The organism is Paraburkholderia aromaticivorans (assembly GCF_002278075.1).
Lineage (GTDB): Bacteria > Pseudomonadota > Gammaproteobacteria > Burkholderiales > Burkholderiaceae > Paraburkholderia > Paraburkholderia aromaticivorans.
Genome location: NZ_CP022992.1, coordinates 268213 through 289319 on the forward strand (window position 1 = coordinate 268213; position 21107 = coordinate 289319).

At 61.7% G+C, this 21107-nt stretch carries 35 protein-coding genes; 30 read left to right on the forward strand and 5 right to left on the reverse strand.

Annotated features, from left to right (window positions below; all coding sequences use genetic code 11):
• Nucleotides 1-85 precede the first annotated feature (85 nt).
• The 6 genes from CJU94_RS37430 (at nucleotide 86) to CJU94_RS41160 (ending at nucleotide 4396) form a co-directional block, all read left to right on the forward strand.
• The gene (locus CJU94_RS37430) at nucleotides 86-379 is read left to right on the forward strand and encodes a hypothetical protein (protein WP_095423620.1); all 294 of its coding nucleotides are present in this window, start codon (nucleotides 86-88) and stop codon (nucleotides 377-379) included.
• Nucleotide 380: 1 nt separating this feature from the next.
• Nucleotides 381-1019, forward strand: coding sequence for a hypothetical protein (locus CJU94_RS37435; protein ID WP_095423621.1), 639 nt, complete (start codon nucleotides 381-383; stop codon nucleotides 1017-1019).
• Nucleotides 1020-1039: 20 nt separating this feature from the next.
• Nucleotides 1040-1579: a flagellar transcriptional regulator FlhC gene (gene flhC, locus CJU94_RS37440; RefSeq protein WP_095423793.1), complete on the forward strand. Its 540-nt coding sequence runs from the start codon at nucleotides 1040-1042 to the stop codon at nucleotides 1577-1579.
• Nucleotides 1580-1629: 50 nt separating this feature from the next.
• Nucleotides 1630-3051 (forward strand): Eco57I restriction-modification methylase domain-containing protein, encoded by a 1422-nt coding sequence (locus CJU94_RS37445; protein ID WP_095423622.1) that lies wholly within the window; start codon nucleotides 1630-1632, stop codon nucleotides 3049-3051.
• Between the two features lie 518 nt (nucleotides 3052-3569).
• Entirely contained in the window at nucleotides 3570-4214 is a 645-nt protein-coding gene (locus tag CJU94_RS37450) for an ATP-dependent DNA ligase (protein ID WP_244221165.1), read from the forward strand.
• Between the two features lie 11 nt (nucleotides 4215-4225).
• Nucleotides 4226-4396: a hypothetical protein gene (locus CJU94_RS41160; protein WP_157763885.1), complete on the forward strand. Its 171-nt coding sequence runs from the start codon at nucleotides 4226-4228 to the stop codon at nucleotides 4394-4396.
• A gap of 195 nt (nucleotides 4397-4591) precedes the next feature.
• Here CJU94_RS41160 and CJU94_RS37455 read toward each other — a convergent pair whose 3' ends face one another.
• The 3 genes from CJU94_RS37455 to CJU94_RS37465 form a co-directional block, all read right to left on the reverse strand.
• Nucleotides 4592-4837: a hypothetical protein gene (locus CJU94_RS37455; RefSeq protein WP_157763886.1), complete on the reverse strand. Its 246-nt coding sequence runs from the start codon at nucleotides 4835-4837 to the stop codon at nucleotides 4592-4594.
• 137 nt (nucleotides 4838-4974) lie between these two features.
• Nucleotides 4975-5217 (reverse strand): hypothetical protein, encoded by a 243-nt coding sequence (locus CJU94_RS37460; RefSeq protein ID WP_244221166.1) that lies wholly within the window; start codon nucleotides 5215-5217, stop codon nucleotides 4975-4977.
• A 135-nt stretch (nucleotides 5218-5352) separates the two neighbouring features.
• Nucleotides 5353-6312: an SOS response-associated peptidase family protein gene (locus tag CJU94_RS37465; protein WP_095423625.1), complete on the reverse strand. Its 960-nt coding sequence runs from the start codon at nucleotides 6310-6312 to the stop codon at nucleotides 5353-5355.
• A 165-nt stretch (nucleotides 6313-6477) separates the two neighbouring features.
• Between CJU94_RS37465 and CJU94_RS37470 the strand changes: the two genes are divergently transcribed.
• The 21 genes from CJU94_RS37470 (at nucleotide 6478) to CJU94_RS37570 (ending at nucleotide 17262) form a co-directional block, all read left to right on the forward strand.
• Nucleotides 6478-6852 carry a hypothetical protein gene (locus CJU94_RS37470; protein ID WP_095423626.1) on the forward strand — a complete coding sequence of 125 codons (375 nt, stop codon included), beginning with the start codon at nucleotides 6478-6480 and terminating at the stop codon, nucleotides 6850-6852.
• Nucleotides 6853-6882: 30 nt separating this feature from the next.
• A complete protein-coding gene (locus CJU94_RS37475; protein WP_095423627.1) occupies nucleotides 6883-7464 on the forward strand; it encodes a hypothetical protein in 582 nt (193 codons plus the stop codon).
• 92 nt (nucleotides 7465-7556) lie between these two features.
• Nucleotides 7557-8201 (forward strand): hypothetical protein, encoded by a 645-nt coding sequence (locus CJU94_RS37480; RefSeq protein WP_095423628.1) that lies wholly within the window; start codon nucleotides 7557-7559, stop codon nucleotides 8199-8201.
• Nucleotides 8195-8437: a hypothetical protein gene (locus CJU94_RS37485; RefSeq protein ID WP_157763887.1), complete on the forward strand. Its 243-nt coding sequence runs from the start codon at nucleotides 8195-8197 to the stop codon at nucleotides 8435-8437. Before CJU94_RS37480 ends, CJU94_RS37485 begins: the two co-directional genes overlap by 7 nt.
• A gap of 31 nt (nucleotides 8438-8468) precedes the next feature.
• Nucleotides 8469-8891 (forward strand): hypothetical protein, encoded by a 423-nt coding sequence (locus CJU94_RS37490; protein ID WP_157763888.1) that lies wholly within the window; start codon nucleotides 8469-8471, stop codon nucleotides 8889-8891.
• A complete protein-coding gene (locus tag CJU94_RS42650; RefSeq protein WP_095423631.1) occupies nucleotides 8888-9043 on the forward strand; it encodes a hypothetical protein in 156 nt (51 codons plus the stop codon). Before CJU94_RS37490 ends, CJU94_RS42650 begins: the two co-directional genes overlap by 4 nt.
• A 16-nt stretch (nucleotides 9044-9059) precedes the next feature.
• On the forward strand, nucleotides 9060-9368 hold the full coding sequence (locus tag CJU94_RS37500) for a hypothetical protein (protein WP_095423632.1): 309 nt from the start codon (nucleotides 9060-9062) through the stop codon (nucleotides 9366-9368).
• Nucleotides 9369-9390: 22 nt separating this feature from the next.
• Nucleotides 9391-9678 carry a hypothetical protein gene (locus tag CJU94_RS37505; RefSeq protein WP_095423633.1) on the forward strand — a complete coding sequence of 96 codons (288 nt, stop codon included), beginning with the start codon at nucleotides 9391-9393 and terminating at the stop codon, nucleotides 9676-9678.
• 47 nt (nucleotides 9679-9725) lie between these two features.
• Nucleotides 9726-10148 (forward strand): hypothetical protein, encoded by a 423-nt coding sequence (locus CJU94_RS37510; protein ID WP_095423634.1) that lies wholly within the window; start codon nucleotides 9726-9728, stop codon nucleotides 10146-10148.
• Nucleotides 10149-10239: 91 nt separating this feature from the next.
• On the forward strand, nucleotides 10240-10563 hold the full coding sequence (locus CJU94_RS37515; protein ID WP_244221167.1) for a hypothetical protein: 324 nt from the start codon (nucleotides 10240-10242) through the stop codon (nucleotides 10561-10563).
• Between the two features lie 18 nt (nucleotides 10564-10581).
• Nucleotides 10582-10908 carry a DUF4326 domain-containing protein gene (locus CJU94_RS37520; RefSeq protein WP_095423635.1) on the forward strand — a complete coding sequence of 109 codons (327 nt, stop codon included), beginning with the start codon at nucleotides 10582-10584 and terminating at the stop codon, nucleotides 10906-10908.
• 56 nt (nucleotides 10909-10964) lie between these two features.
• Nucleotides 10965-11789, forward strand: coding sequence for a hypothetical protein (locus CJU94_RS37525; protein WP_095423636.1), 825 nt, complete (start codon nucleotides 10965-10967; stop codon nucleotides 11787-11789).
• A 4-nt stretch (nucleotides 11790-11793) separates the two neighbouring features.
• The gene (locus tag CJU94_RS37530; RefSeq protein WP_095423637.1) at nucleotides 11794-12408 is read left to right on the forward strand and encodes an NADAR family protein; all 615 of its coding nucleotides are present in this window, start codon (nucleotides 11794-11796) and stop codon (nucleotides 12406-12408) included.
• A 112-nt stretch (nucleotides 12409-12520) separates the two neighbouring features.
• Entirely contained in the window at nucleotides 12521-12868 is a 348-nt protein-coding gene (locus tag CJU94_RS37535) for a hypothetical protein (RefSeq protein WP_095423638.1), read from the forward strand.
• Between the two features lie 123 nt (nucleotides 12869-12991).
• Nucleotides 12992-13204, forward strand: coding sequence for a hypothetical protein (locus tag CJU94_RS37540; protein ID WP_095423639.1), 213 nt, complete (start codon nucleotides 12992-12994; stop codon nucleotides 13202-13204).
• 155 nt (nucleotides 13205-13359) lie between these two features.
• Nucleotides 13360-13722, forward strand: coding sequence for a DUF7662 domain-containing protein (locus CJU94_RS37545; RefSeq protein WP_157763889.1), 363 nt, complete (start codon nucleotides 13360-13362; stop codon nucleotides 13720-13722).
• 206 nt (nucleotides 13723-13928) lie between these two features.
• A complete protein-coding gene (locus CJU94_RS41165; protein WP_157763890.1) occupies nucleotides 13929-14369 on the forward strand; it encodes a hypothetical protein in 441 nt (146 codons plus the stop codon).
• 15 nt (nucleotides 14370-14384) lie between these two features.
• Nucleotides 14385-14588, forward strand: a complete 204-nt coding sequence (locus tag CJU94_RS37555) for a hypothetical protein (protein WP_157763891.1) — start codon at nucleotides 14385-14387, stop codon at nucleotides 14586-14588.
• A 293-nt stretch (nucleotides 14589-14881) separates the two neighbouring features.
• Nucleotides 14882-15382 (forward strand): hypothetical protein, encoded by a 501-nt coding sequence (locus CJU94_RS37560; protein WP_095423643.1) that lies wholly within the window; start codon nucleotides 14882-14884, stop codon nucleotides 15380-15382.
• Between the two features lie 221 nt (nucleotides 15383-15603).
• A complete protein-coding gene (locus tag CJU94_RS37565; protein WP_095423644.1) occupies nucleotides 15604-16599 on the forward strand; it encodes a hypothetical protein in 996 nt (331 codons plus the stop codon).
• Nucleotides 16600-16869: 270 nt separating this feature from the next.
• On the forward strand, nucleotides 16870-17262 hold the full coding sequence (locus tag CJU94_RS37570; RefSeq protein WP_095423645.1) for a hypothetical protein: 393 nt from the start codon (nucleotides 16870-16872) through the stop codon (nucleotides 17260-17262).
• 179 nt (nucleotides 17263-17441) lie between these two features.
• Here CJU94_RS37570 and CJU94_RS37575 read toward each other — a convergent pair whose 3' ends face one another.
• Together CJU94_RS37575 and CJU94_RS37580 are read right to left on the reverse strand one after the other, a co-directional pair.
• Complete coding sequence (locus tag CJU94_RS37575) at nucleotides 17442-18773, reverse strand: Y-family DNA polymerase (RefSeq protein WP_095423646.1); 1332 nt, start codon at nucleotides 18771-18773, stop codon at nucleotides 17442-17444.
• Entirely contained in the window at nucleotides 18734-19174 is a 441-nt protein-coding gene (locus CJU94_RS37580; RefSeq protein ID WP_095423647.1) for a LexA family protein, read from the reverse strand. The genes CJU94_RS37575 and CJU94_RS37580 overlap by 40 nt, the downstream gene beginning before the upstream one ends.
• A 202-nt stretch (nucleotides 19175-19376) precedes the next feature.
• Between CJU94_RS37580 and CJU94_RS37585 the strand changes: the two genes are divergently transcribed.
• From CJU94_RS37585 to CJU94_RS37595, 3 genes are all read left to right on the forward strand, one after another.
• Nucleotides 19377-20012, forward strand: coding sequence for a hypothetical protein (locus tag CJU94_RS37585; protein ID WP_095423796.1), 636 nt, complete (start codon nucleotides 19377-19379; stop codon nucleotides 20010-20012).
• Nucleotides 20012-20650: an RES family NAD+ phosphorylase gene (locus CJU94_RS37590; protein ID WP_095423648.1), complete on the forward strand. Its 639-nt coding sequence runs from the start codon at nucleotides 20012-20014 to the stop codon at nucleotides 20648-20650. Before CJU94_RS37585 ends, CJU94_RS37590 begins: the two co-directional genes overlap by 1 nt.
• A 246-nt stretch (nucleotides 20651-20896) precedes the next feature.
• Nucleotides 20897-21100 carry a hypothetical protein gene (locus tag CJU94_RS37595; RefSeq protein ID WP_095423649.1) on the forward strand — a complete coding sequence of 68 codons (204 nt, stop codon included), beginning with the start codon at nucleotides 20897-20899 and terminating at the stop codon, nucleotides 21098-21100.
• Nucleotides 21101-21107: the final 7 nt, after the last annotated feature.

A 21107-nucleotide genomic window follows, 5' to 3' on the forward strand; every position in this document is an offset into this window, starting at 1 on the left:
CCGGCACGATGGGATGACACCGTGGATTCCCCTGGGCTATCCACCGCGAATCACCCGCGAGCTATTTCGCAGGACCGAAGAGAAAATGACCGAATCGAAGAATACACCTCGCAAGCCTCGCCACCTGCCTGACCCGAACTTCGTTTCGACGACAGTGGATCAGTGGGGTGGAAGGCTCGTCGAATGCCGCGACCTATGGGACGGATACAGTCTGGACGATGCGGTCCTCGACAGTACGCCCCTGAAGAAGTGCCAGTGGGCGACGCTCTTTGCGTACATGCACCGGCGCTTCGGTCCGACGATGCCACCGGCCTCTCAACCTGATCCCGGTAGGAACTGGTTTTTCAACCCGAATGGGATGGTCAACACAAATGGCTGACATGGACACGAAAGCGATCGCGCAAGCCCCCAAGGATCTCGACTGGACGAGCGTGCCGGTGCGAAAGCGGGAAGCAATCGAGAAGGCGATCGCGGCGCTCGAGCACGGCGATCTGAATGCGCCGCCGATTCCGATGCTGCTGTTCTGCCCGGCATGTGGTCTGCAACACGTCGACGCGCCCGAGCCGGCGCGCGATGGCGTGAAGGCGTGGGATAACCCGCCGCATCGTTCGCACAAGTGCCATGCGTGTGCGACGGTATGGCGGCCGGCGGACGTGCCGACGGTCGGCGTGGCCAGCATCCAGACGTCCGGACAGGCGGATAACTGGGATCGTTCCGCTCACACCGTCGCGGCCGGCGCGGTACGAACGGTAACCATCGACGAGGTCGAAAAGAGCCTGCTGCGCAAGCTGCTCAGCTTTGCGCGGGAGATCGACATCAAGTGGCATCGCGACCGCAACGAAATCTGTCGCATCAAGCTGGACGTGCGCGATGGCGATTCGATGGCCCCACGCCTGATCGAGCATCGTGTCGATCTCATTCGGGAATTCGTGTCGACGGCCCGGAACGCATTTTCCCCCGGTGGCGGGGCGGGCGGCGAGCTCGTGACGCCGAATCAAACGACCGAGGCGGCGCGGTGAGTCAGGTAACGCGTAGACCGATCACCGGCGCGGCCCGAAAGAGCGTGCTCGGCGAGGTTAGGGAGGTCACCCTGGCGATCGAACTGATCGAGCTCGGTGCGCGGTTGCAACTGCTGGAGTCCGAGACCAGCCTGTCGCGCGAGCGTCTGACAAAGCTCTACAAGGAGATCAAGGGCGAGTCGCCACCGAAAGGCATGCTGCCGTTCTCGACCGACTGGTTCATGACGTGGCAGCCGAACATCCATTCCTCGCTGTTCTACAACATCTACCTCTTCATGCTGCGGGAGGCTCGCTGCGATTCGATCCAGGCGATGGTGAAGGGTTACCGGCTCTACCTGGAAAACGTCGAGCGGGACAACGACGAAGCGGTGCTGACTCTCACGCGCGCCTGGACGCTGGTGCGCTTCTTCGATTCGGGTTTGGTCACGATGGCGCCGTGCACGCGCTGCGGCGGGAAATTTGTCATGCACGCACACGATCCGCATCACGGCTACGTGTGCGGCCTTTGCGCGCCGCCGTCGCGGGCCGGCAAAACCCGCAAGGCAGCGGTGACGGCCTGAGGGCGACCAACCGGACTGATTCCAGACAAGAACCCTTCACAACCAAACCCATGCGCTATCAAACCCAATCCGCGAATTCTCAAGGCCTGCTCCTGTTCGAAGACGAAGAAACCGCCGCGCGGCGAGCCGCGATCGACGAGCTGCACGTCCGGACCGCGATCTACACCGCCAGCCCCGTCGTCGATGACCTGCTCAACCGCCTCGGCTGGCCGGACGGGAACGGCCGTCTCGTGGATCCGAGTTGCGGCGACGGCATGTTCCTCGCGCGTGCGCTCGACGCGCTGCTCGCCGCCAGGCCGGCAGGGTTCGATCCGAGAGGCCAGATCGAGGGGTGGGAGATTCACCCGGCGGCGTGCGTCGATGCGCGATCGCGCGTTGCGGTCGTTCTTGCCTCGCACGGCTGGTCACCAGCCCGCGCGGCGATGCTGGCCAACGACATGGTCCACAACCGGGATTTCCTGACGGACGGGCCGACGACGCCCCAGTGGGACATCGTGGCCGGCAACCCGCCGTATCTGCGCGCCGCCAACGTGCCCGATCTGCTCCGGAACGAATACAGCCGCCACGTGCCGGACTACGCGCGGGCCGACATGCTGCACAGCTTCCTCGAGCGTTGCAGCCGCACGGTGCGCCCGGCGGGCCGTATCGGGCTAGTGACGGCGGACAGGTGGATGGTCAACGCAGGAGCGAGCCGTCTGCGCGAGCGGCTCGGCCAGCGCCTGTCGCTCGCCCACGTGGAACGTCTGAGTGCCGAGACGGCGTTCTACCGGCCAAAACAGCGCCGCGCCGGCTCGCCGCCGCGCGTGCATCCGGTGGCCGTGGTGCTCGTATCCGACGACGGCGCCGGGCAGAACCTGAGCGGCAAGCCGATCCATCCGGGTGTGGATGAGTCCCGCTACGAGGACATGCAGCTGCTCGGTGACTTCGCGGACGTGCGCATCGCGCCGTGGCTCGGTACTGAAGGGGTGTTCGTGGTCGACGCTGCGACGGCTCGCAGCCTGCCACCCGAGTGCCTGGTGCCGGCCGTCGATACGGACGATATCCAGAACGGAAAGCTCGGCACGCCGACACGCTGGGCGATCCGCACGTACCCCGGCGAGGAACCCGCGCCGGAAGTTATGGCGCATCTGGCGAGCCGGATGCACCTGATGGCCAAACGCGGCCGGCAGGGCAAGGTATGGATGCCGCCGGAGTCCTTTCACACGTTCGATCTGTCGCGCGAGTCGCTGATCGTGCCGCGGATCGCGAAGACGCCCAAGGCCGTGCGCGTGCCGCCGGGCATCCTGCCGATCAATCACAATCTGAGCATCGTCGCCGGCGGCGCGGCCACGCTCGATGAGGTCGAGCAGGCGCTGGCGTCCCCAATCGCGGCAGAGTGGGCGCGGGACTACGCGCAGCGCCTTGAAGGCGGTTACCTGTCTCTTACGACGACGCTCCTGCGGCGCATGCCGATGGCGAATGTCCCGGCCTGACCGCGCATGGACGCGAGAGAAATTTGGTCAGGATTGTTGAGAAGGCCCCCAGTTGGTCTGCTGGCATGGATGTACCGTTTCAACGACGAGCAGTGCCAGTGAAGCAAGGAAAACGAATGCGCCCATCATCGAGTTGTGAGTATGGCACTCGAGAGTGGATATTCGCGACGTGTCGCGAAAGCGGATGCCCGATCGTGAAAGTTCAGAGCGACGATACTCGTGGCAAATGGTTGGAGAAATGTTTCCCACAGCTGAGCGATGCAGAAATCGTGCAGCACGCGCTCGCCGGCACCTGCGGTTTCTGTCAAGGAAATGCAGAGACCGATGTCGCCAGCGTCAACGGATAGACGAAGTGATAACGTAAACCATGGTCACCACTTGGCTGATTCAGCATGGAATGCTGGCGACGATGGCCTCCGAGCTTGCGGCATGCGGCGCTGCGGCGCTTATCCCCATAGCGATTTTGGTTTTCGCGGTCATGCCGCTCTCTATGCTAACTAGAGGCTGGTAGGGAAAATATGCCGCTGCCCGTCATTGAAGCATCCGACCTGATGCTTGCAACGGTCCGCAAGCAGCCATTCTCCGATGAGGAATGGCTTTTCGAACTGAAATATGACGGTTTTCGTTGCCTTGTGCGCAAGTCGAGCCGCACCGTCGATCTTGTGAGTAGGGCGGGTAATCCGCTGAACGTCTCGTTTCCCGAGATCGTGGAGGCAGTGGCGGCGGTTCGCGGCGAGTTCGTTATTGATGCGGAGCTTACCGTCGATGAAGAATCAGGGCGCTCGTCGTTCGACCGCTTGCAGAGGCGAGCGGTCACGAAGCGTGCGATAAGCGTTCGTGCGGCGATGCGCGAGAATCCGGCGCGGCTCTATGTATTCGACGTGCTGGCGTTGGGCAGCAACGATCTTCGCAAGTTGCCACTGTCCGAACGCATTCGCCATTTGCGTGATGCTTTTGAGAGCACCCAGACGATGCTCCACGCGAGTGGCATTGTAGGTGCAGGCGAGTGGGTTTTCGATCAAGTGCGCATGCGGGACCTGGAAGGGATGGTTGCAAAGAGGCTGGCGTCGCCGTACACACGTGGGCGGACTCGCGATTGGCTCAAGGTGAAGAATCCGGGCTACAGCCGCCGTGCCGCATTAGGGTTCGGCAAGGAAGCTTGACGGAAGAACGAGTGAAGAAGATTGAATTGCCCCAGACGGTTTCTGTTGCAGCTCTGGTGATCGTCGATGCCATTTCGGTGACCGGAGGGGCGTACGTCGGATTCGGCAAGGGTTACGAGCGCGGCAGCTTCGACGGCCACCAAGAGGCGACCCGTAACACTCCTCGGGGCTATCGGCGATGATGACGAGCGGGTTTTCGATTCGATCGACGGATGGCGTCGAAAAACACTACGTCCTCAAACCGGTCGAAGTTCAGCTTCACTGACCACGAAAAAGCGAGTTGCCAGGAATGAGCGGGGATCTTACGTCAATTCCCGGATGGATCTGGCACAACCACCGGGCGGACGGACGCCTGAGCACGCGGCCCGACCGGTGGGTCACGCGCCGCTCGGTCGACCGTCGTCAGCCGCCATGCGGGCTATGTGCAGAAGCCCCTGCGCTATGACGACGTTCGCGTTGTGCGAAACGTCTCGCGAACCGTTTTTTAGGACCATGAGCGGCATCTGCGAGGCGATCTTCTCCCACTCGGAAAGGAGAAGGGCGGGGTTCGGGTGCGTCTTGAACAGCACGCCCAACGCCGCGGTGAATACCGACGCCGGGTCGGCGCCGTCGGCTTGAGGCAAGTCAGTCTGAGGTAGGTCCGTCACGATGCTATCCGATAAGTGCGCTGAAGATGCCAACCGGTCAGGCTCGAAGTTCCCGAAGCGGGTAGCCGGCCTGCTGCGGTCGTGAGAGGCTCGCGCGCCCGGCCGCGGCGCGTTCAGTGCGGCTTGTCGAACGAGAGTGGCGGCGTGCCCGGTGTCCAGCGAGGCAGCTCTGTGAAGCCAAGTCCCAACAGGAACTCGCGAACTTCCGTCTCGTCCTTGAAGGGCATGAAATACTGAGTGCCGGAACTCCAGCCTGGCTGGAGGGTTTCAACGACAGGATACCGTCCATCCGTCGACATGCGCCCCATGCGAAAGACTGCGCCCGGCGCCGCGCGTTTGCCGATCTCATCGTTCATTGCGATCAGCCAGCCGTCCACCACTTCCCGAACTATTACCGTCATCATCATCCCGTCGAAAAGGGTTCGGCGCACGCGCCCATGAGCGGATTCTACCCGCGCCGTGTAGGCGGAATCGAATGCTGGCCCCCGGGTTCAGGCGGCGAGTCGGTGCTCATAATAGGGTCGGTCGCGGTCTTCAAGAATTGCGTACTGCGCCGCGAGGTTCGCCGGATCCGGGTTGAGCCAGGCGTCGACGTTCTCGGGCTTGATCGGGATGATGCACCGGTTGTGGCCGGCGGCCGCCACCTCGGGTGGGGGCTCGTCGGTGATGGCGGCGAAGGAGAGTAGGTCAGGATCCTTGCCGTTCGACCAGTGCGACCACAGGCAGGCAACAAGCATCCGATGCTGCGGATTCGGTGCGAACTCCAGCACCACGTTTTCTTCCTCTTCGCCCTCGGCGAGTTCCCGGTGCTCCAGATTGTGACGCTTCACGTTCTCGAAGAACTTGTCCACGATGAGGATGCCGTGCGTGTGGCCAAAGAGCGGCTTCCAGAAGCCCTCGAGGTTGTCGAGCCGCGAGTTATAAGTCCCGGGGAAGCGTACATCGTAATTGGCCGGCTTGCCCGCAATGCGGCAGAGATACCGCATCGGCTTGACGACGCGCCGTCCGTTCTCCATCACCATCACCGGCGCGTAGTGGCTGGGGAAGATACGCGAATCGCGGTCTTTCGGCGTGGTGCGGCGAAGATCCTCTAGCTGGCGTAGTGACCAGTCGATCTTGTTGGTCGCGATGCGCTTGTCTTCGGTGGCGGCCTTGGTCACCTTGGTTTGCAGCACGCGCTCTGCCTTGGCCAGTCGCTCGCGCTGCTTGAAGATGGCCTGCTCGAGCTTCGTCACCTGCTGCGCACGAAATTCGTCGATGAAAGTCTTCGCCTGGCGCTCCTTGTCCGTCGCCGGATGGGCGAACGCGTCCTCGACGCCTTTCGGCACCAGCACCTTGCTGCCCTGGACGCGCTCAAAGAAGAGGTGAGTGAACTCGTCGATGTCCAGGTCCGCGCCGAATTCCCTCACGTACTTCCGGTAATCCGCCTCAATCTGAGCCGAATAGCACACGGCAACCTCCGGTCTGTTGGGTTCACACGATGATAACGGACGCGACGGGGACGAGAGCGAGCTTGCAAATCGAGCGAAACGTGCCCGGATGGACGCTCATTCGGGATTGTTGCCCGGTCGAGCTCTCCCTACCCTGCATCCTGGCGCATAACGCGAGAAGCGGGGATGAACATGGAAGTCCAGAGCGAGGTCCTGATCGAGGCAGGCCCGGATAACAATCCGGTCCCCAGTTCCGAGGCGAAGCGTTTTGTCGAGGACATCCGTAAGGCCATCGAAATCAGCTTGCCTGTCGGGCCCCGGAAAGTCTCACTGATGCCGTATCGGTACGGCAGCGGCGAACTGCTCGGCTTCGACTGGTCGGACGGCGAGAACAACGTTTTCGCCGTGACATTCCATATCTCGGAGGCGCCGTCGCTCCCGAGTGCCGAGCATATTGGAGCGGTGAGCGTAGATGTGGGCGTGACCGACATGACGGATGCGCTGCTTCTCGCGCGGCTGATCGTCCAGGCGGTCAACGGCAACACCGGCGTCGATCTGTAAGCGCGGCCCGCCGCGCGCTCCGGAGAGGACATGCCCCGGCCACTGGAAAATCCCGAACGGAAAGGGGATGAAAGCTTGTTCGCACTGGCGCTGAACGCGCGGTGCGAGTACGCGCTGATGCGACTGCGCATCGTCGCGGACGAGATCGGCTCGCCGGCGTTCAACCACCACCAGGCCCAAGCAAACCGGCTCGCCGCACGCGCGGGCTACCTCTACGCCGGCGAGCCGATCCCGACCCTGCTGCGCGATGGCGAAGAGCTTGAGGACGCATGGAATGATGGCGTCAAGAAGCGTGAAGAGGAGCGCCGCGCGGCCGGCGAACAGATCCGCCGCCCCGATATCGAGAAGCTGATCGACGAGAAGGACTGGTATGCCCTTGGTCTGCCGTTTCCGGAACAGATTCTCTGGAGCCTTAAACGCGGAGATCGCGTTCGCATCCGGTGGCACTTCCTGACTCCGGACGTGAACAGCGTGACCTACGGCAACCCGTACGGGGAAGCCACGTTTTTCGGGACTCTCAACGAACTGTCGGTGGGGGATCTCGACGTGCTCCTGGCCGATATCGCACGAGGCCAGCCGTGGCGGCGCGTTCGGTACCGGAGCGGGGAGTGAGACCGTCCGGAGCCTTGAAACGAAGCGACGTTCCGGTACGGTGAAGCTTTGCCGGGACTGACCGATGGACAGAGTACAGCAGGGGTGCCGAGATGAGCGATGAATTCAGGATGCAGTTGGGCGGGATCGATGGGGTCGGCGATGATGGATTCACGATCAAGACGATCTGCGGGTGCCGGATCGTCTATGGGTCCGTGCCGCTGTCCTCATTCCCGATGCTGACTCACGGATTCAGCAAGAAGGCGCTGATGGCGACGGCTATTGCAGACCTCATCGGCGCGACATTCGTGATCGGCGAGCCGACCGCGCTCGACGAGCTGCGTCAGATGGATCTCCCGGTTTCGGCAAAGCGTCATGCTGACTATCTCGCCGCGATGAACCTCGGTCTGATTGCTGTCTCCATGTGGCTGCGCAGGGGCGAGCGCGGCAAGTCGTCGAACGCGATGTGCAAGGCCATCTACGGCGTGCCGGCGGACGCCGGAACGGAGTACCCCCACGATCCGGACGATCTGCGGCGCTGCCTGTTGTTCCTCGAGGCGACCGGCGCGCAGGACCAGTTGCAGAAGATGGCCGAGGTTTCCCCCGAATGGTCGCGACTCGTTTCCAGATGGGATGAACTGGCGGCGCGCTTTGCCGAAGAGACGGCAGCGGGCAAGCAGGCGCCGAAGACCTACGCGCTGATGCAGGAACTGGTCGGACAGACACGATCGGCCGGATGGGAGAGAGCAGGATGTTGACGCGAGACCAGGACACGTGCCCACACACCGAGCAGCGGCCCGTCGAGAACCGGTCGATTGGCCCGGATGGAAACGAGGTCGTCGACGTCGAGCGCGTTGAGTTCTCAACCATGGACGATATCGACCTGCACCGCGTGAAATGCCGGCTGTGCGGCAAGATCGGCTACTACTCGGGGGCCGCGCGGGCGTTCTACGAGGACGGCATCAAATCGCCGGGGATTTCCGGACTGGAGTAGGAGCTATGCGGAATACCGTGTGGAAATGACCATGACCGAGCAAGTTGAGAAAACGGAATTTCGTCTGGGGATCGTATCCGCTATGGCTGCCAATAGGCGCGATGAGCCAGCACTACGCAATCCGAGCGAGGTGCTTCGCCAGGTGTTCGGTGCCCACGGCCGACGGCGCTATGAGTTTGGAGCGGCAGAGTTCAACGGCGCTTGCGCCTTGATTCAGCCTTCGGAAGCCTTTGAACGAGAGTGCGCCTCGGGGGTGCCGGTTAGCGACCTTCACGGCCCGGGCGCCGTTTGGGCATGGTTCGTTGGCTCGCCGCGTGCGTTCACGTTCGGCTTCGTCGGCTCGTCGGGATGGGCGACTCGCAAGATGCGCTCGCAGCTGGCAGCGGAATACGAGGCTGTCACCAGCCGGCGGACCCGCGGGCTCGGTAGCGTGACACCGGAGAAGAGACCATGACTCCATATTCCGTTGCTTTAATCGCGGCGATTCTCTGCGCTGTTGCCGGGTATGTCATCCGGAAAAGACGAAAGGCACGTGCGCGTGCCGAGCAGGACTGGAAGCGTGCCGTCTACAATCCGCGCGAATTCAGACGGGATCGCCGTGGCTGACCAAGGAAACCTTCCGATGCTCACTGAACAACAGCCCCCGGAATTTGTGCTTGCTGGGTATGCCGGATCGAGCGATTACGAGCGCCTCGCCCGGGTAGCCCGCAAGGCCAGCATCATCTGTATCGTCGATTACGACATGCCTGGTGTCGGGACCGTTCGGGACATCGCGCGCACGCAATACACCCTGCATCGGGGAGAGGAAGTGTTCATGGTGTGCGCTCGAGGGATCTCATACATCCACGCGTTCGGCAAGGCCGATTTCATTGGGCTCTGCGAGCTTCGGCATGTCGAATTTATCGAGCCTCCGCACAGCGCGGCGGCTTAACGGGAAGTGAGAGGAAAGGAACATGGTCGTGGCGGTGATTGGTTTGAGCATGGTCTGTCTGCTGTTGAGTCTCGCCGTCTGGAGGCTTTTCCAGATCGTCGAGTCGGACATGCGTCATTTCGACGACCCGGCAAGACTCCCGTCCGTACTCGGGGCAATGGCGCGGCGGGTGAAGCAGGGCGGAGAGTGGAGTCAGCTGGAACTGATGCGCCACTACTTGCGTTTGGCGTTGCCAGACGTCGATCGCATGCGGCACGACGTCGGCGACCACAAGATGCGCGAATCGAAGCGGGCTGCGCAAGCCCACTGACATGCAGGAATAGAGTTCCGGGTGACCGGTCACGTTAGAGGATCCTGATGAACGAAACGCTGAAGGCCTTGTTCCGCTATATCAAGCGGGAAAACTGCGATCCGACGTGGCAGGGGATTCGCGACATCGTACTCGGCGCGATCTATCACCCGGAGATGCGATACGTCGAGGTGGTGAAAGTCCTTCTGACCGCGTACACGCAAGCGCTGATGGAACCGCGCTTCGAGTTACCCGGCCGGCACAACGCGGCCGAAGATTTGCTGCTCGCGCCGATCAAGGGTCACCACGCCATCGACTTCATGGGTCCGTCCTCGCTCGAGACGCGCTACTCGGTCGAGCAGTTCTACGGCGCGATGATCGAGAAAATGATGGGTGATCTTCGGAGCTGCAGGATCGACTGGTGCCGCGGTGAAATCTGGCCCGAAGAGAACGCGTCGGCTGTGGCTGCGCCGGCGCTGGAAAGCAGGTAGCCGGGGAAATTCGATGTGTGGATGCCGAACCGAGGGTGGCGTCCGAAGGATTGACATGATTTCAGAAGACCGAATCTTCTGGCTTGACCACATGCCAGAACCCGAAGCCCGCGAGAAGCTGGGCGGACAGTTTGCGTATGCGATCGCGTTGGGGCGAGCCTACTGCGTGCGCTGTGTGCAGGAAGCGCGGCTCGCGGACGATATTGAGCGGTACGCCGCCTACCAGACAGCCGTCCGCGTCGCCCGCCTGATCGAATGGATCAACGAGCACGATCGACCTGAGCCGACGCTTTTTAATGGCGACGGCACGCTGACCGTGGCGACGACTGCGGTCGAAGCCAGCGGCCGGACCTATGTCGAGCATGACGTGATTCCTGCGACGATGCGCGCGGCTCGCGATCTGCTCGGTTATTGACGGACAGCGGGTAATCGTATGCCTGAGCGCGTGCAGCTGAAGCGAACCAAGGGATGGCGCATGCCTCCGAATACCGTCAAGGTGGACCGCACAACGAAGTGGGGTAATCCATTCGTCGTCGGGAAAGAGGCTCCGTTTCTGCCGGGTTGCATCGTTCGGGATCGTCGGCACGCCTGGAGCCTGTACCTTGGCTTCGCGCCGCTGAATGAGCGGCTCGTCGCGGCGGCACGTGTCGAGCTCCGCGGGAAGAATCTCGGGTGCTGGTGCCCGAAACCCACGCAGCCATACGAGGACGATTGCTGCCACGCGAGCGTGCTGCTGAAGCTGGCGAACGAAAAAGCGTGATGAGGGCGAGAGAAAATATGAACGTGCATTCATTCGACTAGGAAAACGACTGCGTTATGGACAGTCTCAAAAAGTTCGCGGACGAGCTCCGCAAGATGGCGAAGCCGGGCGAGCAGCTGCGACCGTTTGTATGCGACGGATCGCCCCTCGACTGCAGCGTGTTCATCGTCGGCAGCAATCGGGCGACGAGGCTCGCAAGCGAGTTCTGGACGTATTGGAATGACGGTCGCGGGGTCGACAAGGCCCGCTTCCAGTCGGAATACGGTGACTATCGGCGATCGCGCGGAAAGCCCGAAATCGCCCACTCGCGCAACGCGCTCGAGGTGCTGGTGAAGAGCTGCGCGCCGCTCCGCTGCCTGGAGACCAACGTTTTCGGCGTGGCAACGGATACGCGGGACGAACTGCTCGCGGCACCGACGCAAGGGATCAGCATCCTCCCGTATCTCGTTGACACCATCAAGCCGCGTTGGATCATCGCACATGGCGTGATCGCCGGCAGGGCGGTATCGGCATACGAGACGAAAGCGACCATCGTCAGGTTGCCGGACCTGAGGAAGGTCGCACATGCGGATCTGAAGCGACTCGGGCGACGAATTGTCGACTCGATGCTCCAGGAGGGTACGAGTGGGCATCCCAAGCACGTTGCAACACTGGAGCGCGGCGACACCGAGCCGGAAAACGTGGATACTGCCGAACCCGGTTTGCCGGAAACTCGGCTCGGGGATGCGCTAGACATGCTGGGAAGCAGGGTTTCGGGCGATGCGGATTATCGAAACACCATCGTCCAGGCTATCCTGTCGGTTGCGCGGGTCTACAACGACGCCTCACTGGAAGCCGCGTGCGAACGCGAGATCGAGCGTAGCTGCGTATCGGCGGGGTGACGCGATGAAACAGGCGATCGAATTTTACCGAGCCAATGAAAAGCCTTACGGTGCGTTCAGCAACCTCTTTCGGCGCGAGATCGAGATCAACGATTCGCGATTCCCGACCGTTGAGCACGCGTACCAGTCACTTAAGCCACGCGATCCGCGCGTACGCGACTGGTTGATGTCCGCGCCGTCGCCGTCGCTCGTTGCACTCGCCGCCCACGTCCTGCCTTCAAACGATGCAGATCCTACCGAGATCATGGGGCGGACGGCCGATGCGCTGCTCGGCTTCCATACCCGTCCGGGCTGGTCGCGGCTGCGCTACCCGTGGATGCTTGCCTGTCTGCGTTCGAAGTTTATGCAGCATGCCGATCTGCGCGAGTTGCTGCTCGCAACAGGCGATACCCAGATTGTCGAGGCCGGCCGAATCGACGACGACGCCGGTCGTCGGTGGGGAATCGTCAATGGCCGTGGCCAGAATTATCTCGGACGGATGCTCATGCGCGTTCGCGCCGAGCTCGCTGGAACGGTCTTTCCGGACGCTGATCTGGATGCTCGCCTTCACGATGGCGCGGATCCCCTGCGTGCAGCGTTGAACATCTCGATCGCAACAGCTATTGCAAATGCAGCATGAAAATGATTCGGCAACCGCAAACCAGGATACGGGCTAACTCGTCGGCAACCAGACACGCGTAATTTCGGTAACCAGTCATCGCTTTGTAGTCACCAAACCAACAGGAGAAAATATGCCTCAAGCCGCCGCCCTCACTACTCTCGTCAATCAGATGCCGTTCACTCAGTTGATCGGTGGTCTGTATTCGTCCATCTGGATCAAGAAGAAGGCAGTCGAGTATGCCGTCTCCGGTCGGAGGAAGTCCGATGACGCCGTCGTGTCGCTTGCGGGTGCTGGCGCACCGGCCCTCGTGATCGATCTCGATGGAGTGCTGGGCGATGCGAAAACCGTCGATGTGGAAGTCGGCGGCGCGGCCTACGGTATCACGAAGATGGCGATCGTCGGTGGGACCGAATACGCCATGACGGAACATGCCCGGATCCCGCCGGCGGCCCGAGGCGTGCCGACCATCGTCATCTGACCGGGAATGCGCGTCGCGCGGAAGCGTCCCACTACGGCCGGTTGCCGTCCCAGCGCCGTAGCCGAAGCGGTCGCGGCGCCGGCGTCCGGCAAGCGCAAATAGATGCGAGGAAGACAAGAAAACATGGGCATTCTCGAAAGGGCGGCGCTCGTACCGCTAACAGCGAACGAGCTGACGCAGGCAAAACAGATCATCGCGTTCGATGGGGTGTGCGTGGCGCACATCCAGCGGCAATTGGGGATTGGCTGGAACAGGGCGGCTGACCTCGCAGAAGCGATCGTTGGAAGGGACGCCCTGCCGGATGTCGCGAAGAACCGCTACGCGCGGCGCTCGTGAAACCCTGAAGGAGTTGGGCGAGTTCCTGTAGGGAAGGGAACTCGCCGGCCGTGTCGTGCTAGCTCTGCGCTGCATGGGATATGCGCGAACCAACCTGGGCGTTCTGCCTGGCCGTCGCCCGCGTTCCCCATCGCTTCCAACGTGCGAGCAAGACAATGTCCAAATATGCCCCCCTCGCAGACTACCTCCGCAATCTTGACCGGAACGAAGTCACGCTCTCTTTCGACGAGATCGAACGGATCCTCGGCTTCTCCCTGCCTCCGACCGCCAGCCGGTTCCGGCCGTACTGGTCCAATTCCGGCGTGAAAGACGGACATCCGGGCCGGCTATGGCGCGACGCGGGTTGGCGCCAGGTCCGGATAGACCTCACTGGCCGGCATGTCTCCTTCCGTCGCGCCGATGCGATGACGTCCGACCTGGAAAGCAAGACCATTCCGGATCGGTCCGAGGACCAGCCATCGGCAACGGGCTTGACTCGCCGCCACGAGCGTTTTCTTGAAGCTGAACACAATCGCTAGTTGCGCCGCCGCTCGGAGCGCTTGGTGACGAGCGTGGATAGCTTCCTGACAGGAATTCGGGGTATATTAGAGGCTCATATTGACGGTAGCTGGGCCGCAAACCAGCCAGCGCGCTTTCTCGTGATTCAACGCACGTCAGTGCACTATCAACCCGCCGGGGCAGATTCCCGACGGGGGCCTGCTTCGGACTTCGACAGGAGCAGGCTATGCAATATCCCCAAGTTCAGATTCCAACGGACAGCAAGGTTCATCGGGACAGTAGGCAGTTTCCCGTTCTCTCCATTAACGGACGACTTTTTGGCCACCTTGATGAGGAGCCGGTTACTGGCGGCGCCGGTTTCTACCGGCACACGTCTCGCGGCATTACTCTCTACAAGGGAGATCGAATGCCATTTGCTTACGCAGTAGCCAACGATCGCCAGGGTTACTTCTTCGTGACGGCCCACATGACGAACGAAGGTGTGCGGTACATGTTCTCGACTTGCTCTAGCGACGCGAACTATCTGGGCATTCACGACATGTCGTGCCGAGAAGAGAGCGAACTCGCCAGCGGACTACGGAAGCAGATCGAATCATTCGAACGCGGTCGTGCCGTGATGAAGGCCGTCGGCGAGCTGCAGAACCGGCCGCAGCCGGGATCGAAATGACTGAGGATGACGATCATGGAGTTCGTCTTTGTTGAGGGCGATGAACAGGGGAGCCCTAGGTTCTTTGTGCCCGCGCTCGCGCTAGAGCGCTGTGAGGTGCTGCGCGAGGAGCACGGCGACAATGTCGACATCATCCCGAATGGCAACGGCTGGGAGATCCTATGCATGGGCCGAGAGACCGTCGCGGACGTGCGTGAATTTCTCGCATCAACTTGCTAGATGACGCGCCGGCGCCCAGCCGACAGTCGCTCTACACGCAACGCTCACCCGCCGCGCTTCCCTCAGCAGAGGGGGCCGGCGGGTTTTTTTGCCTTGTGGCTCCGTGGAAACCGCATTCAGCGCGCAGGTGTTCCTGATGGGAAGTATTCGCGGTATGATTGGCGGACATTACCACCGGTAGCTGGACCGTTAGCCAGCCTGTGCGGCATCCGCCGCGAGTCAATCACCCTTGCGGGGCTTGTGTCCCGCTAATGGGGGCACCTGCTTCGCGTTTCCACACAGGAGCAGGTACCATGAATCAAGTTCATCCCCAGCGTTATCGAACCACTACCTGGGAGCGGGCGCGTGTTGCACATCTGCGGGGGCGCCCGGATTTCGCGCGGCACCTTCGCGGGATAGCTCGCCCAATGCAGATCAGCTATCAACGACTCATGCAGGCATACAACGGCGAACCCGTTGGCGTCGAGTGTCGCGAGCGGGAGCGCGATGCGTGGGCATTCGTTGTTCCAGAAATGTCCGGTTCCGGGCGTTGGCGCATCCAGCGATTCGATCTGGACGGGTTCGTTGGCCATATGTGCTTCGACACTCTCGCGATAGCTGTCGAGAACATGTTGCAGGAGGGCTATCGCATCCTGGACGCCGGCGCGCTCGACAGAGTTGCCGCGACGAACCGTTGGGCGAAGGGGATCAAGCGTGCTGCTGTAGTCCAGCGGTGCCAGGAAGGACTGATCACCTACGCGCAGATGCTCGACGAGCTGCGGCGTATGCAGGAGGAAGCAACAGCCGGTTCCTGACCGGAGGCTCTCATCGTCGCAGCCACCTCAGTGCGCCGAGGCGGACAAGGGTGTCTGTGTTTGGATCTTGCGGTTCCCAGCCCGCTATGCTCGAGGGCAAGTAGTCGACTCGATATCCGTTTCCCCCTAGAGGGGCAACGGGCCTGAATTGAGTTTTTAAACCCTCGCGGGGACGCTCCCCGCTGGGGAGCGCTTCTCGCAATCAACTTTGGAGAAGCAACATGAATCAAGTGAAAATGCCGGAAATCATCTGGGCGTTCAACGGTTTCGCTACGGAAATCGCCAAGGTGGACGAAGTTGCGATCGGTCACGTAGCGCTCCGCGGCCGTCCGGATTCCGACGACGCTTACGAGGTGGTTCTCTACAACTCGGAAGGCGAAAAGAACTCGTGGTCCGGGAAGCCGGAGCCGGCTGCAACCGCCCATGTGGGCCCCGAGCAGGACAAGGCGACATTCCTAAAGATGGTTGAAGAGGCGCTGGAACGCGGCACACCCAGCGACGTTTTGACGATCATGAAAAGGAACCTGCAGCGCAATGGTTCCTTCCCGGAGCGCGTGCGATTCAACTGGGGCTTTCACGATGGCACTGCAGAAGCGGAGCGTGCGGCGGTCAGGGACATGGAGGTTCATCAGGATCGCGCCTATGCACACGGCTATGTCCGTGGCGTACTGGCATGGAAGAACCTGGGATACCGTCCCGAGACGAGCGATGAAGCATGGTCAGCCTACCAGAACCATCCCATCGGGGGACATGCAACGGGGAAACTGCCGGAAGTCTCGGTGGCAACACCCGTGAGTTCGCCAAAGGCCTACCGCGTCGAAGTGAGTGGCGGCGGCGATCTGGATAAGTCGCCTGGTGTCGCGATCTTCGAGGTAAGTGAGGAGTCGGCCCGGAATATCGTCAAGCTGTCCTCGGTGGTCAGGGCAAACGACCTGTCCAAGGTCGAGAAGTACGACTGTCGCGCTCAGTATCTTCAGTACGATCCGGAGACTGATCCTGATGACGCGCTGGATGCGGGCGAAGAGAACGCCGTCCGTTCCGAGTGCGACATGCTGGTGGTTACCGATGACGCGTTTTACTTTCGAGCCTATGTGAAGCACACGGACGTTGCAGTCGAGTGCGCGTCACAATCGATCGCGGAACTGGCGGCGCACTTCGCCATTCCGTTCGAAGACCCGAGGCACAAGCGGGGCAATTCGTCTTTCCCCACCATGTAATCCGTCAACATGAAGTCCGCCCGCCGTGTGCTCCCGAAAGGAGCACCGGCGGGTTTTTTTATTGGGGCGTCCGATTTGCGAAATTGCGAAATTTCGCAAGTTTTGTGTGGGGAACTTCCGAGCCGCCCTCGCGGAGGTCAGAAAGAGGCCCGAATAGGCGCTCATTCCGGATTCCTGCGCGGACTCGGCATCAATAGAATTTTGGTCAGGGGATCCTGCCGCTACCTTGAACAGCGACACGCCCATATCGGATAACTGACAGGAGCTCGAATGCAACCGGAACACCTTTGGAACATGCTCGTGGGGACCACCATCATGGATTCCGCGACGTCGGGGTACGCGACTCGCGTCGGACGGCGGCCCATGCCGCAAAAGCTGAAAGATCTCCTGGAACTCCGCAATCTCCCGCCCGACAGCTGGACTGACAACGACCGCGCGCTCGTGGAAAGCGTGCGCGGTCTGGCGAAGGTACTGATGAACGGACCGCTCCTGCAGGAAGACGTGGCCTCGATGGGTATCGGCCTCGGCGTCTCGAAGGAACTGATGGTCTGTCTCGCCGCATTCGCAGAACCCGCGGGAGCCGCAAGAGAAGGTGAGGGCGGAACGGGCCGGCCGACGCAGAACACCCGTGACGTCATGCTCTCGAGTCTCCGAGTACTCTGACTAACATCAAATAAAAAACAGCTTCCCAATAAGAAGCTGTTGTGACATACTGAAGCTCTCTCAGGTTCTAGCACGGCCCTCGAAATGGCTAGAACACTTTTGAAGCGTCGCCCTGGAAAGTGCGACGCTTTTTTTTATTCACGTGTCTCCGGCGTCACCGCCTGTCCGGGTCGTGCAGCCTAAGCACGTACGATCGGCAGTTGGTTCCAATCGGTCGTATAGGCTGGTGTTAGCCGCTCCGGTCGGTGCCGCCACTCCTGCGCGAGTCCAGCGCCGGCTAACTTCACGGTGCCGCGACCAAAGCGCGCGTTCAGTGCGTCGATCGTCTGCATCAGCGCTTGCGGATCTCGGCCATTGCCCGTCATTGGCTCGTCGGCCCCGAACAGCTCCAGTTGCTCGACATCGACCGAACTGAGGTCGAACAGCATCACGCCCGCTTTCGCATAGCGGACCCCTTGCCTGAAAATTCCGCGTAGCGCGTATCGTGCGGCTTGGACGATCTGCCGGGTGTCTTGGGTTGCCGGTGTCAGTCGGATCGAGGTCGCGGCGGAGAAAGGCGCTTCCCGCTCCCGAAACGGGCTGTTGCGGATGAAGACCTGCAGCGCGCCCGCACGCGAGCGCTGCGCGCGCAGACGGTGCGCAGCGCGCTCAGCAAATTCCGCGATCGCCTCGGCGAGTTCGGCTTGATCGAGCACGACGCGGCCGAACGAGCGCGACGTCATGATCTGCTTGCGCGGCGCAGTGTCCGCGCCCAGGTCGATGCAGGGCGTGCCGCGCAGCTCGCGAACAGTCCGGGCAAGGACCACCGAAAACTCGCCCGCAATCGCCTCGGGGGCGGCGCGTGCGAGGTCGAGTGCTGACGCGATGCCCAGTTCGCGCAGCCGCGGCGCTAAGCGCGGCCCTACACCCCATACGTTGCCGACGTCGACTTCCCTCATCAGGGTCGCCAGCGCACCGCGCGGCATCGCAGTGAGGTCGCACACGCCGTTCCAGTGCGGCCGCTTCTTGGCTACATGATTGGCGAGCTTAGCCTGGGTGTAGGTTGAGCCGATGCCTACGCACGTTGGGATGCCGACCCATTGCAGCACGCGAGCGCGCATCTGTTGCGCGTAGTCGGTCAGGTTGTCACGAATGCCGTCGACGAACAGAAACGACTCGTCGATGCTGTAAATATGCTGGTCAGGCCCGAACTGCCCGATGATGGCCATCATGCGATCGCTGATGTCCGCGTACAGTTCGAAATTCGCGGAGAGTGCGACGAGGCCTGCGTCGCGCTCCAGGTGGCGAATCTCGAACCAAGGCTGGCCCATCTTGATCCCAAGTGCCTTGGCTTCTGCCGTGCGTGCGATCGCGCAGCCGTCGTTGTTTGACAGAACGATTAGCGGCCTGCCGACGAGCGCCGGGCGGAACACCCGTTCGCACGAGCAATAGAAACTGTTGCCGTCGATCAGCGCGACGGGGCGCGACGTCTTCACGGCAACGCCTTGATGCAAAACGTCGCCACGCCCCATATTTCGAGCACGTTACCGTCACGTGGGCGGAGGTCCGGGAACGTGGGATTGGCGGCCTCCAGTTTGACGATGCCGCCGCGTTGATAGAGCCGCTTGACGGTCAGTTCACCGTCGACCACCGCCACGACGATATCGCCGTGGCTCGGTCGCACCGCGCGATCGACGATCAGGCGATCGCCGTCGTCGATTCCCGCGTCGCGCATCGACGGGCCGCTGACGGTCAGGAAATAGGTCGCGAGCTGGTGGCGGATCAGGACCTGATTCAGGTCGATACGTGAAACTGCGTGGTCCTGCGCGGGTGATGGGAAGCCCGCCGGAACGCGCGCGAGAACTTCGGCCACGTGCACGGGCTTGCCGCAGTCGATCTGTGGCGCGGCGTTGGGGTCCGGGGTGGCGGACATGGCGAATCCTTGGACCTGTACAAAAATACAGTATTCTGCACCAACGAACTCCGGGCGCGAACTTTCGCATGTTCACACGCAGCATTTTTTGGCGATTTGCCTACACGGTTGAGTTCGCTGCTAGTACCCCCAGCCCTCGAATCTTGCGATTTTGACGACGACAACTATAATGTCGGCAGAGTCGCAAATTTCGGAGGGCGTCATGATTCAAGTCCATGAAGACTCAAACGCGGACGTAGTGTTGAGCCTGCCGCTCCCGCGCGGCACAGATCCGGTCGTCGCTTCCTCGCTGCAAAAGGGGATCGAAGAGTTGCTGGTTGTCCTTCTGGCCACGCCTCAATGGGAAACAGGGCTTTTCCAGCGCGCGGATGAAATCGCCCGGGCTTTCTCGGGCCTGTCGGCGCCGGCGGCACCGTTGATCGAGGAGCGTATCCGGCGCCAGAAGACCATGCGTGAGGTTTTCGCGCGGGGCGACTGGCTTACGGCAGAGCAGATCAATGCGCTGCAGGCGACGCCGCCCGCCAACAAGGCTCAACCCGCGAGTGACTGGAAGCGGCGAGGGCGTGTCTTTGGTGTGGCGTTCAATGGCAAGGAATACTTCGCGGGCTACCAGTTCGACGCGATGTGCCAGCCGCTGCCTGTGATCAAAGACCTCCTCGAGGCGCTTGGGCCAGTGGAGGATTCGTGGAAGATCGCGGCGTGGTTCCATTTCCCGAACGGATGGATTGCCGGGCGTGGCGTACATGAGGCCGAACCGGTTGCGCCGCGGGACGCACTCGACCGTCGTGATGACGTCGTTGAAGCCGCCCATCATCTGCACGGGGAGTATGTCGCCTGATGACCGGCCTGCACGCACCTGGTGCGGCGGAGCCGTTCACCGTCCTGCCCATTTCCAGAGAGGATGTACCGGCTTGGTATCACGCATATTGCACCCACCCTCACGGCACGGCGTCGACCACGTTCTCCGAAGGCTGGGGCAATACGCGGTTCGCGCCGATCAATCTCCCGGACGGTTCGCCCGTCCACACGTGGTACGCGGCGAGCTCGTTCGAGTGCGCCATCATGGAGTCGCTTTTCCACGATGTGACGCTCAATCCGCCTGGGGTGTTCTATCTCGACCGGTTGACGAATTACCGGATCGCGAAGGTGCTTCTGCCTGACCCGATCCATTGCGTCAGCTTCCATACGCCGTATCTGCCCGCCCTGGAACTGGCGCGGGCCGATCTGATCGATAGCATCCCGGCCAAGTATCCGCAGACCCGCCAGTGGTCGCAAGCCGCGCACGATCAATGCCCCACGGCGGAGGGGATCGCGTACGGCTCCCGCAGGAATGACGCCGGCCGGTGCGTCATGCTTTTCGGGCAGAGGCTGTCATCACCCGGTCTCTACGTTCTCGGCGATGACTCACTGGCGGTCGATCCGCTCCGGAGTAAGGTATTGCAGCTGGCGGACAGCCTGAAGATCTCCGTCATCTGACCGAAGGCGCTCGCATTGGCACTCTTTCGAAGTTCCGGACGGAGCGAAGGGAGACGGTCCGTGCAAGTCGTTGATCTCGTCGCAAGAGCTTGATCAAGGCTCGCTGTTAGGTACAGTGTTGATTCGATACGCGATAGGCGAAGAAGGAAAAGGCGATGACGCTTCCCATCAAACCGCAGAAACTATGGCTGGGCTGCATACACACGCCGTCGAGAAATCGACACCCTTAAGCCGGAAATAACGCCAATGAGTCGCTACATTCAGATCGCTCCCGGCGTCCTGTTCGCTGCCGAGGTGCTGAGCGCCGAATGGGGTCGCGAACATCGACAGTATCCACCCGCTGCGCAGCCTACGTCTGTCACGCAATCCACGCGGCGAGCGACCAGCGCAGTCTCCGAAGACAAGCGCGACGCACGAGAAGTCAACATCGGTCAGATGGAACTGTTGTGAAGGAAAA